At 74.6% G+C, this 9,734-nt stretch carries 11 protein-coding genes; 5 read left to right on the plus strand and 6 right to left on the minus strand.

Annotated elements, in window-relative coordinates:
• Positions 1-70: 70 nt before the first annotated feature.
• From ACOQFB_RS18410 to ACOQFB_RS18420, 3 genes are all read right to left on the minus strand, one after another.
• The gene (locus ACOQFB_RS18410; protein WP_494492308.1) at positions 71-619 is read right to left on the minus strand and encodes a right-handed parallel beta-helix repeat-containing protein; all 549 of its coding nucleotides are present in this window, start codon (positions 617-619) and stop codon (positions 71-73) included.
• Entirely contained in the window at positions 616-1,260 is a 645-nt protein-coding gene (locus tag ACOQFB_RS18415) for a hypothetical protein (RefSeq protein WP_494492309.1), read from the minus strand. Before ACOQFB_RS18415 ends, ACOQFB_RS18410 begins: the two co-directional genes overlap by 4 nt.
• A 195-nt stretch (positions 1,261-1,455) precedes the next feature.
• Positions 1,456-2,943, minus strand: coding sequence for an MFS transporter (locus ACOQFB_RS18420; RefSeq protein WP_059436172.1), 1,488 nt, complete (start codon positions 2,941-2,943; stop codon positions 1,456-1,458).
• A 202-nt stretch (positions 2,944-3,145) separates the two neighbouring features.
• Here ACOQFB_RS18420 and ACOQFB_RS18425 point away from each other — a divergent pair, with 202 nt between their 5' ends.
• A complete protein-coding gene (locus tag ACOQFB_RS18425; RefSeq protein WP_421609041.1) occupies positions 3,146-4,057 on the plus strand; it encodes an SDR family oxidoreductase in 912 nt (303 codons plus the stop codon).
• A 10-nt stretch (positions 4,058-4,067) separates the two neighbouring features.
• Here the strand turns inward: ACOQFB_RS18425 and ACOQFB_RS18430 are convergent, their stop codons facing one another.
• Positions 4,068-4,667, minus strand: a complete 600-nt coding sequence (locus tag ACOQFB_RS18430; protein ID WP_421609042.1) for a CGNR zinc finger domain-containing protein — start codon at positions 4,665-4,667, stop codon at positions 4,068-4,070.
• A gap of 116 nt (positions 4,668-4,783) precedes the next feature.
• Here ACOQFB_RS18430 and ACOQFB_RS18435 point away from each other — a divergent pair, with 116 nt between their 5' ends.
• Together ACOQFB_RS18435 and ACOQFB_RS18440 are read left to right on the plus strand one after the other, a co-directional pair.
• Positions 4,784-5,722, plus strand: coding sequence for an alpha/beta fold hydrolase (locus ACOQFB_RS18435; protein ID WP_421609043.1), 939 nt, complete (start codon positions 4,784-4,786; stop codon positions 5,720-5,722).
• A 54-nt stretch (positions 5,723-5,776) separates the two neighbouring features.
• Positions 5,777-6,247, plus strand: a complete 471-nt coding sequence (locus ACOQFB_RS18440) for a hypothetical protein (RefSeq protein WP_059436176.1) — start codon at positions 5,777-5,779, stop codon at positions 6,245-6,247.
• Here ACOQFB_RS18440 and ACOQFB_RS18445 read toward each other — a convergent pair.
• A complete protein-coding gene (locus tag ACOQFB_RS18445; RefSeq protein ID WP_059436177.1) occupies positions 6,234-7,190 on the minus strand; it encodes a LysR family transcriptional regulator in 957 nt (318 codons plus the stop codon). The two genes, ACOQFB_RS18440 and ACOQFB_RS18445, sit on opposite strands and share 14 nt — an antisense overlap.
• Positions 7,191-7,312: 122 nt before the next feature.
• Here ACOQFB_RS18445 and ACOQFB_RS18450 point away from each other — a divergent pair, with 122 nt between their 5' ends.
• Positions 7,313-8,323 (plus strand): alpha/beta fold hydrolase, encoded by a 1,011-nt coding sequence (locus ACOQFB_RS18450; protein ID WP_059436178.1) that lies wholly within the window; start codon positions 7,313-7,315, stop codon positions 8,321-8,323.
• An 80-nt stretch (positions 8,324-8,403) separates the two neighbouring features.
• Positions 8,404-8,985, plus strand: coding sequence for a pyridoxamine 5'-phosphate oxidase family protein (locus ACOQFB_RS18455; RefSeq protein WP_059436179.1), 582 nt, complete (start codon positions 8,404-8,406; stop codon positions 8,983-8,985).
• On the opposite strand, the gene ACOQFB_RS18460 is transcribed toward ACOQFB_RS18455, so the two are convergent.
• Positions 8,958-9,731, minus strand: coding sequence for an AraC family transcriptional regulator (locus ACOQFB_RS18460; RefSeq protein WP_059436180.1), 774 nt, complete (start codon positions 9,729-9,731; stop codon positions 8,958-8,960). The two genes, ACOQFB_RS18455 and ACOQFB_RS18460, sit on opposite strands and share 28 nt — an antisense overlap.
• Between the last annotated feature and the right edge of the window lie 3 nt (positions 9,732-9,734).

Consider the following 9,734-nt stretch of genomic DNA (forward strand, 5'->3'; position numbering starts at 1 on the left):
AGCGCGATCGGGTGCACGCCCCGATTTTCGAGCTGCGACGCCGGCGCCGTCGCGCGACCGGTGCCGGCGTTCAGGGCACCACGATCGCGCAGGAGACGCCGTCGCCGTACGCGGTCCGGCACAGGTTGCCCTTCCAGGTGTTCGGTCCGCTCAGGGCCCAGATGTCGTAGCCCGCGGTCGTCCCGAGCACGATGTTCGACGCGACGGTGTTCCCGAACGACCCGCCCACCTGGATGTTGAGCCCGATGCCGGAGAGCACGTTGTCGAGGACCTTGTTCCCCTCGATCCTCGAGCCCGTGACGTCGATGAAGCCGAGCCCCTGGATGCTCTCGCTCACCGCGTTGTCCACGACCGCGAGGCCGGTGCACCAGGCGGCCGTGATCCCGCCGCCGACGAACCAGTAGTCCGGGTGCCAGCGCCCGGCGCGCGTGACGTGGTTGCCGGCGACGGTGACGTTCGCGGCGTACTCGACGTTGACGCCGGCCTGGTCGTCGGTGAACACGCTGTCCCTCACGCTCCCCGAGTTCGGCACGTCGCCCGGGGCACAGCTCCCGCACGCGAAGCCCACGCCGTCCTTGAAGCCGCGGACGTACACGCCCTGCACGTCGGCGTTCGTCACGCGCTCGAGGAGGATGCCGCTCTCCGGTGCGACGCCGCCGAAGTAGTCCGGGACGGGGCCGGACGCCGCCAGCGTCCGGATCGACACGCCGGCGCTGTCCCGGGCGACGATCGCCGGGCTGCGGCTCGCGAGGGAGATCGCGGCCATCGAGATGCGGACGTCGGTGCCGTACCGGATCGCGATGGGCCCCAGTCCGTCACCTTCACGTTGGTGATCCGCACGCCGCTGCTGTCGCGCACGAACACGCTCATGTCGATCTGGTCGGCGAAGGCGAGGTTCTGGATCACCGCTCCGGCCGTGCCGTGGCGGATCGCGACGCCGTACCGGAAGCCGACGATGGTGCCGTTCATCACGCGGACGTTCCGCAGGGTCAGCAGGTGGTCGGTCTTCACCCCCGACCACGCGGGGTCGCCGGGCGTCCCCGGGACGCCGGTGATGGTGTGGCCGGCGAGATCGATCGTCACGTCATCGGCGCCGATGACGAGGCCGCTCGTCTCGCAGGTCAGGTCCTTCTCCAGCTTCAGGCTCGAGGTGACCGTGTCGCCGCACTCGGTCGCGCGCGCGACGCCGCCTCCGCCGATTCCGAGCAGCACCGCTCCGCACGCCAGGGCCAGCCGGCCCGCGACGCTCGTGGTTTCCATGGTGTTCCCCCTGCGGCGCCATGCGCTCCTGCCAGCCCCGTCTCGAGGCGTCGCAACGAGATTCAAGGACCGTCCGTGCGAGGCGTCGAGCCGATCCCTGGGGGCCGGCGGATCGCGCTAGCGGCACCGGGTGCGTCCGGAAGTCCGTGCTGGCCGGGATCCGGCCCGTTCGCGCACCTCGCGCCGGCGAGGCGCTCAGCCGCCCCGGTCCCGCCCGCCCTGCGGGATGGTGAGGACGATGGAGACGATGGCGACGACGACCATCAGCTCGTTGAAGCCCAGCGCGACGATGGCGGCCTCGCGCACGGCCAGGTTGTCCTGCCGCCCCTGGAACGTGATCACGCCCTCGAGCCAGCTCACGCTCCGAGGCGCGGCGCGGAGCGCGGTGAAGATCGCCGCGGAGATCGCCACCCCGAAGGCGGCGCCGAGGGACGAGGCCATCTTGTAGAGGCCCGACCCGGCGCCGGCCTGCGACGCAGGCAGGTTCGAGAGCGCCGCGTCGGTCGAGGGCGTCGCGTAGAACGCCAGCCCGACGCCGAACAGGGTGTAGCCGATCACGGCCATCACCTCGTACCGCGCCAGCATCACGTTGGACGGGGCGAGCAGCAGGATGGACGCGCCGGTGATCGCGCAGCCCCAGAGCATGGGCCGGCGCGCGCCGAAGCGCCGGAGCAGCTTCTCGCCCACGCGGATGAACGCGATGATGGCGACGGCGTAGCCCAGCGTCAGGACCCCCGCGCGCTGGGCGGTCATGCCGCCGCCGACCTGCACCAGCTGCAGCGACACGATCAGCGTCCCGGCGACGCCGTTCAGCAGGAAGTTGGAGACGGTCGCGCCGGTGTAGGTAGAGCTCCGGAACAGCCCGAAGTCGATGAAGGGGCTGCGGGCCCTGCGCTCGATCCGGAGGAACAGCCCGCCGAAGAGGAGCGTCGCCGCGACGAGGCCGAGCGACGCCGGGCTGGTCCAGCCGAGCTGGTTCCCCTGCGTGACCACCACCTGCAGGGCCACCATCGCGACCATGAACGCGAGCACGCCGGCGAGGTCGAACCGGTAGTCGGTCGCGCCGCCCTCGGCGCGGCTCTCCGGCGTCCCGCGCAGCAGCAGCAGGCCGATGACGGCGACCAGCACCGAGGCGAAGAAGATGTAGCGCCAGCCCAGGTTCTGCGTCACGAGCCCGCCGAACAGGGAGCACACCCCCGAGCCGCCCCAGGAGCCGATCGACCACAGGCTGATCGCGCGCTGCCGCTCCGCGCCGTCCCAGTACGCCTTCACGAGCGCGAGGCTCGCCGGCATGATGCACGCGCCCGAGAGCCCCTGCAGCGCGCGGCCCGCCAGGAGGAACGGCACGGCCAGCGCGCCGGCCGGCGCGAGGCCAACCAGCAGCGAACCGGCGATGCTCGCCAGGAACCCCAGCCTGACCATCCTCACGCGCCCGACGCGATCGGCGAGGCCGCCCATGACCACGATGAAGATGCCGGAGAACAGCGCGGTGAGCGCCACGGCGATGTTCATGACGCTCTCGCCGGTGCCGAGGTCGCGGCGCATGTCCGGCGCGATGTTGAGCGTCGTCTGCGCGAACAGCCAGAAGGTCAGGACGCCCAGGATGATGCCGAGCAGGAGGCGATCGTCGCCGCGGAAGGACGTCTCCCCGCCTGCCGCCGTGAGGGTGCGCGCCCCGCCCATGCGATGACGGTCGTCGCCCGCCGCCGCGGCGTCCAGCGTGGACGCGCGGCTCTTTGGGGAAGCGTCCGGGGAGGGGCACGGCGAGGGTCGCGGGCGAGGCGCGTCCGGGGACGATGCCACCGATGGGGAGGCGGCCGCAAAGCGTGGCGGGCGCGGTTCGCCGTGAGTAAATGGTCCGGCCCGAAACCGGAGGAGCCCCACCATGACGAAGCCCCTGGAAGGAAAGGTCGCCCTCGTGGCCGGCGCGACGCGGGCCGCGGGACGTGGGATCGCGGTCGAGCTCGGCGCCGCAGGTGCGACGGTGTACTGCACCGGCCGCAGCACGCGCGCGCGGCGCTCGGAGATGGACCGGCCCGAGACCATCGAAGAGACGGCCGAGCTCGTGACCCGCGCCGGCGGGCACGGCGTCGCCGTCGCCGTGGATCACCTGGTGCCGGGAGAGGTCCGCGCGCTGGTCGAGCGCATCGACCGCGAGCAGGGCGCGCTCCACGTGCTCGTGAACGACATCTTCGGCGGCACGAAGATGGAGTGGAACAGGACGGTCTGGGAGTCCGACCTCGAGTACGGGCTCCACACGCTCCGGCTCGCGGTGGACACGCACGCCATCACGGCGCACCACGCGCTGCCGCTCCTCATCCGCTCGCCGGGCGGCCTCGTGGTGGAGGTGACCGACGGCACCGCCGAGTACAACGCGCGGAACTACCGGGTGTCGTTCTTCTACGACCTCGTCAAGGCCGCCAACCTGCGCATGGCCTGGGCGCTCGGGCACGAGCTCGCGCCGCACCGCGCGACGGCGGTGGCGCTCACCCCGGGCTGGCTGCGCTCGGAGCTGATGCTCGAGCTGTTCGGCGTCACCGAGGCGAACTGGCGCGACGCCCTGGCGAAGGAGCCGCACTTCGCCATCTCCGAGACGCCCGCGTTCGTGGGCCGGGCGGTTGCCGCGCTGGCGGCGGATCCCGAGGTGGCGCGCTGGAACGGCCAGTCGCTCTCGAGCGGCCAGCTCGCGAAGGTCTACGGCTTCACCGACGTGGACGGGAGCCGGCCCGACGCCTGGCGCTACATGGTCGAGGTGCAGGATCCGGGGAAGCCCGCGGACGTGACCGGCTACCGGTGACGCGCGCGGCTCAGCCGCCGCGCCCGTGCCGCTGCCGGTAGGCGGCCACGCGCGCGCGGTTGCCGCAGAGCTCGGCGCTGCAGAAGCGGCGGCGGCCGCTCCGGGTGCGGTCGACGAACCAGAGCGTGCAGCCGGCGCCGGCGCACGACCTCACGCGCTCCGGCTCCTCGTCCGCGAGCAGCGCCGCGAGCGCCTGCGCCACCGGGACGAGGAGCTGAGCCGGCGCGTCCAGGCGGGCGCGCTCCACGAGCGTCCAGCGGCCACCGCGGAGCGCGAGCGCGCGGTGCGCGCTGCCGCGCTCGAGCAGCGCGTTGAGCGGCAGGAGCCGCCCGGGGCGCAGCGCCCGCCCGGCGCGCCAGTCCTCGAGCACGCGACGCGCGCGCTCGCGCAGCCGGCGCGCCTCGGCGGCGACCCGATCCAGGTCGGCCGCGGGCCAGCGCGCGCGCGCGGCGGCGGCGGCGGGCGCCTCCAGCAGGCCGACCGCCACGAGCCAGTCCAGGAGCGCCCGGCCGTCCGCCAGGCGCTCCACGAGACCGTCCGCCGTCGAGACGGTCGTGTTGAGGAAGTCGGCGGCGGGGTGGCTGCCGACGAGCAGCGGGCGTGGATCCATCAGCTCCCCATCCGTAACGGGTCCACCAGCGTTTTGCACGTTACGATTCGGTAACGCGTCAAAGGCGCTGTTTCTCGTTACCGGCCCCGCCTCCCGGGCCACGCACCGGAGCCCTCATGTCCAGCCCGAAGCCCACCCTCGCCGCCGGCGCCCTGGCCATCGCCCTCGCCGCCGTCCCGGCCGTCGCCGCCGGCTCACCCCTGGCCGTCCGCTACCGCCGGGCGACCGTGGACGGCGTCGGCATCTTCTTCCGCGAGGCCGGCCCGCCCGACGCACCGGCCATCGTGCTCCTGCACGGCTTCCCCTCGTCGTCGCACATGTTCCGCGACCTCATCCCGCTGCTCGCCACGCGCTTCCACGTGGTGGCCCCGGACTACCCCGGCTTCGGCCACTCCGACGCGCCGCCGCCCGGCGCGTACCGCTACACGTTCGATCGCGTGGCGGAGACGATGGAGGCGCTGCTCGAGCAGCTGGGGCTCGAGCGCTACGTGCTCTACCTGCAGGACTACGGCGGCCCGATCGGCTTCCGCCTCGCCGCGCGCCACCCGGAGCGCGTGCGCGGCCTGGTGATCCAGAACGCGAACGCGTACGAGGAGGGGCTGAGCGCGCTGACGCGAGAGGCGTTCCAGGCGTACTGGAGCGACCAGGGTCCCGAGGCGACCGCCAGGGTCCGGGCCTTCCTCCGTCCCGAGGGCACGCGCTTCCAGTACACCGCGGGCGCCCGCGCCCCCGAGGCCCTGAACCCGGATGCGTGGGTCCTGGATCAGGCGCTCCTCGACCGGCCGGGCAACGAGGCGATCCAGCTCGCCCTGTTCCTCGACTATCGCGAGAACGTGGCCCGCTACGCCGCGTGGCACGCCTATCTCCGCGCGCACCGGCCCCGGACGCTGGTCGTCTGGGGGCGCGGCGATCCGATCTTTCTCGCCGCCGGCGCCGAGGCCTACCGGCGCGACCTGCCGCGCGCCGAGATCCACCTCCTCGACGGCGGGCACTTCCTGCTGGAGGAGCAGGCGCCTGCGGTCGCCAGGCTCATCCTCCGCGCGATGGCGCGGTGACCGCGCGCGGACTCCGCGGCGGGATCCGGTACACTGCTGGTCCAGGGAGGTCGCATGGACCGTTTGCCGGAGCGTCGCAACGCGGTGATGATCTGGGGCGTGCTGGCCGTGGCGCCGGTGCTGTTCCTGGTGGTGGCGTTCGCGGTGCGGCTCCGCGGCGAGCCCGCCCCCGGGATCGCGCAGCCGCTCCTGCTGGTGCTGACCGTGCTGGTGGCGGTCGAGGTGCCGGTGTCCTGGCTCTGGGCGGTCCGGATGCGCCCGGCCGCGCCGTCCGCCGGCCCCGCGCTCACCCGCGAGCGGCTGGCGCTCACCCGGCTCATCGTCGCCACCGCGATGTGCGAGGGCGCCGCGCTGTTCGCGGTGGTGGTGTTCATGGTGACACGCGACCCTCGCGCGCTTCCGCTGTGGGCGATCGCGTTCGCGGCGCTGCTCTCGCACTTCCCGGGCGACCGCCACTGGGCGCGGCTGTGTCGCGCGGGCGGCGACGCCGCGAAGGCGCCGTCGAACCCGCTCATGCGCGAGTAGCGCGCGCCGGACGCCTGGGCCCCGCGGGCCGCTCCGGGATGGGCGGCAGCGCCGCGATCGCCGCCGCGAGCCGCGGCGCGGCGAAGTCCACGAAGGCGCGCACCTTGGGCGCGACCAGCCGCGCGTGCGGGTGGACGAGCTGGACGGGCGCGGGCGCCGGGGCGAAGCGGCCCAGCACGGGGACGAGCCGGCCGGCGGCGATCCGCTCCGCCACGAGGTAGGAGAGCGCCACCGTGATGCCCTCGCCGGCCTCGGCGGCGTCGAGCGCCGCGAGCGCGTCGTTCACCACCAGGCGCGGCACGACCGCCACGCCCACCCGCCGGCCGCCCTCGGAGAAGCTCCACTCGCGGCCGGCCTGGAGGCCGGTGAAGGCGATCACGGCGTGCTCGCGGAGCCGGGCGGGCGAGGCCGGGGCGCCGCGCGTGCGCAGGTACGCCGGGCTCGCCACCAGCACCCGCCGGATCTCGCCGAGCCTGCGCGCCACCAGGTCGGAGTCCGGGAGCTGGCCGATGCGCACCGCCACGTCCACCCCCTCCTCCACCAGGTTCACGACCCGGTCCACCAGCACGAGCGAGGCGGTGACGCCCGGGTGCAGGCCCAGGAACGCGCGCACCGCCGGAGCGAGCGCCCAGCGGCCGAACGTCACCGAGGCGGTGAGCGTGAGGTGGCCGGTGGGCGCGGCCCGCTCCCCGGCCGCCTCGCGCTCGGCGGTCTCGAGGTCCGCGAGGAGCCGCCGCGCGCGCTCGAGCAGGCGCAGGCCCGCCTCGGTGGGCCGCACGGTGCGCGTGGTGCGGTTGAACAGGCGCGCGCCGAGCCGCGCCTCGAGCGCCGAGATCGCGCGCGTGACCGCCGGCGGCGAGATGCGGAGCCGCGCGCCCGCCCGGGCGAACCCGCCCGTCTCCGCCACCGCCACGAGCACCTGGAGCTGGTGGACCCGGTCCATCCTTCCTCCTCGCGAAAGAATGCGTTGCGCGCCCCACGTATTCTTTCGAGGCGCCGCCCGCGCCACCTTCTCTCGCGTCCGGGGGCACTTCCGCCCCCGCCCACCGAACGAGAGAGGTCCACGTGATCCGCATCCCCCCGAACCGCCGCCCGGCGCGGCACCTCCCCGCGGCGCTGCTCGCCGCGCTGGCGCTCACCCCGGCCGCGCTGCCGGCCCGCACCGCCGCCGCGCCCGCGGCCCAGGCGGCGCCCGCCGTCCAGGTCCGCTACCGGACCGCCACCGTGGACGGCGTGGAGGTCTTCTACCGGGAGGCCGGCCGGCCCGGCGCGCCGGCGGTGCTCCTGCTGCACGGCTTCCCGACGTCCTCGCACATGTTCCGCAACCTCATCCCGGCGCTCGCGGACCGCTACCACGTGATCGCCCCCGACTACCCCGGCTTCGGCCACTCCGGCATGCCGGCCCGCGACGCGTTCGCGTACACGTTCGACCGCTACGCGGAGGTGGTGGACGCGCTCACCCAGCAGCTCGGCCTCCGCCGCTATGCGCTCTACGTGATGGACTACGGCGCGCCGGTGGGCTTCCGGCTCGCCACCGCGCACCCGGACCGGGTGACCGCGCTCGTGGTCCAGAACGGCAACGCCTACCACGAGGGCATCCGCGAGTTCTGGGATCCCATCAAGGCGTACTGGGCCTCGGGGAGCGCCGAGGACCGCGAGGCGATTCGCTGGCTCACCTCGCTGAAGGCCACGCACTGGCAGTACACGAACGGCGTGCCCGACGCGTCGCTGGTGAGCCCGGACACCTGGACGATGGACCAGTCCCGGCTCGACCGCCCCGGCAACCAGGAGATCCAGCTCGACCTGTTCCACGACTACCGCACCAACCTCCCGCTCTACCCGGCGTGGCAGGCCTACTTCCGGGCGCACCGTCCGCCCACGCTGGTGGTCTGGGGGAAGAACGACGCCATCTTCGTGGCGGCCGGCGCGGAGCCCTACCGGCGCGACAACCCGGCCGCCGAGATCCACCTGCTCGACACCGGCCACTTCGCGCTCGAGACGCACGGCCCGCACATCGCGCGGCTCGTCCGCGACTTCCTCGGTCGCGCCGTCGGGGCGAAGGCGTCGGGGACCTGATCCGGCCGGTCCGGTCCCCGCCCGGCCGCCTCGCGGCGCCGGGCGCGGGACCGGGCGGCCCTCGCTCACGGAGCGTCACCATGGGACACCGATTCGCCGAGCTCGCCTTCACGCCCGCGGTCCGCGCGGTGCAGGAGGAGATGGGCAGCCGGGCCGCCTACGCGCGGATGGAGGGCGGCCCCGACCACCACGACGCGCTCGGCCCGGACGAGGCCGGGTTCATCGCCGCGCGCGACAGCTTCTACCTCGCGAGCGTGGGCGAGACCGGCTGGCCGTACCTGCAGCACCGCGGCGGCCCGCCGGGCTTCGTGCACGTGCTCGGACCGCGGACGATCGCGTTCGCCGACTACCGCGGCAACCGGCAGTACGTCACCGTCGGCAACGTCGGGCACGACGACCGGGTGGCGCTGTTCTTCATGGACTACCCGGCGCGCACGCGCCTGAAGCTGCTCGGCCACGCGCGGCTGGTCGGGCCGGAGGACCCGGCGCTCCTCGCGGCGCTCGCGCCCTCGCCCGCCGCGGGGCGGGTCGAGCGCGCCTTCGTGGTGGAGGTGGCGGCGTTCGACTGGAACTGCTCCCAGCACATCACGCCGCGCTTCACCGAGGCCGAGCTCGAGGCCGGCCTCGGGCCCGGTCAGCCGTGGGTGCCGGCGGCGAAGTAGCGCCCGGGCGGCTCGCCCGTCACCGCCCGGAACTCGCGGATGAAGTGCGACTGGTCGTAGTAGCCGGCCTGGTACGGCGCGCTCGACAGCGGCGCGCCGCCCAGGTGGACCTCGATCGCATGGTGCAGGCGCAGCAGCGAGGCGAGCTGCTTGGGCGAGGTGCCGACCACGGCCCGGAAGCGCTTCTCGAGCGCGTCCTGGCCCAGCCCGAGCTGCCGCGCGAGCGCGGCGATCCGCAGGCCGCCGCGCCGCGCGCGGATGGCCTCCACCGCCGCCGCGACCAGCCGGTCCGGCGCGCGCGCGGCCCTGCGGGCGAGCAGGAACGCCTCGAGGCTCGCCACGCGCTCCGCGTCGGTGGCCGCCTCCGCGATCCGGGCGGCGGTGCGAGCCACGGCGGCGCGCGGCGCGAGCGCGTCCGCGGGCAGCACGGCCCCGTACAGCTCGCGCACCGGCACGTCGAGGAGCCGGGCGGCGCCGTCCTCGCGGAGCTTCGCCACCACCAGGCCGCCGCCGGCGAGCGTCCGGATGCGCCGGATCGTCCCGCGCGGCCCGGTGACCGCGGCGTCCGGGATCCGCGTCGCCTCCGCGCCCTCGATCCGCACGGCGGCGCCCCGGTAGCGGAACGCGACGACCACGCCCGGGTCGGGGAGGAGCGTGCGCGTCGCCTCCTCCGGCGCCTCCACGATCTGGAAGCAGCGGACGACGTCCGCGAGCGCGGCGCCGGGCGGGAACGTTCGCACCTGCACGGC

Source organism: Anaeromyxobacter sp. Red801 (assembly GCF_049201065.2).
Classification (GTDB): Bacteria; Myxococcota; Myxococcia; order Myxococcales; family Anaeromyxobacteraceae; genus Anaeromyxobacter.

What these genes read in the sequence shown, in the direction of transcription:
- ACOQFB_RS18415 (WP_494492309.1), bottom strand. Translation starts at nt 1,260, where the DNA reads ATGGAAACCACGAGCGTCGCGGGCCGGCTGGCCCTGGCGTGCGGAGCG.
- ACOQFB_RS18420 (WP_059436172.1), bottom strand. Translation starts at nt 2,943, where the DNA reads ATGGGCGGGGCGCGCACCCTCACGGCGGCAGGCGGGGAGACGTCCTTC.
- ACOQFB_RS18425 (WP_421609041.1), top strand. Translation starts at nt 3,146, where the DNA reads ATGACGAAGCCCCTGGAAGGAAAGGTCGCCCTCGTGGCCGGCGCGACG.
- ACOQFB_RS18430 (WP_421609042.1), bottom strand. Translation starts at nt 4,667, where the DNA reads ATGGATCCACGCCCGCTGCTCGTCGGCAGCCACCCCGCCGCCGACTTC.
- ACOQFB_RS18435 (WP_421609043.1), top strand. Translation starts at nt 4,784, where the DNA reads ATGTCCAGCCCGAAGCCCACCCTCGCCGCCGGCGCCCTGGCCATCGCC.
- ACOQFB_RS18440 (WP_059436176.1), top strand. Translation starts at nt 5,777, where the DNA reads ATGGACCGTTTGCCGGAGCGTCGCAACGCGGTGATGATCTGGGGCGTG.
- ACOQFB_RS18445 (WP_059436177.1), bottom strand. Translation starts at nt 7,190, where the DNA reads ATGGACCGGGTCCACCAGCTCCAGGTGCTCGTGGCGGTGGCGGAGACG.
- ACOQFB_RS18455 (WP_059436179.1), top strand. Translation starts at nt 8,404, where the DNA reads ATGGGACACCGATTCGCCGAGCTCGCCTTCACGCCCGCGGTCCGCGCG.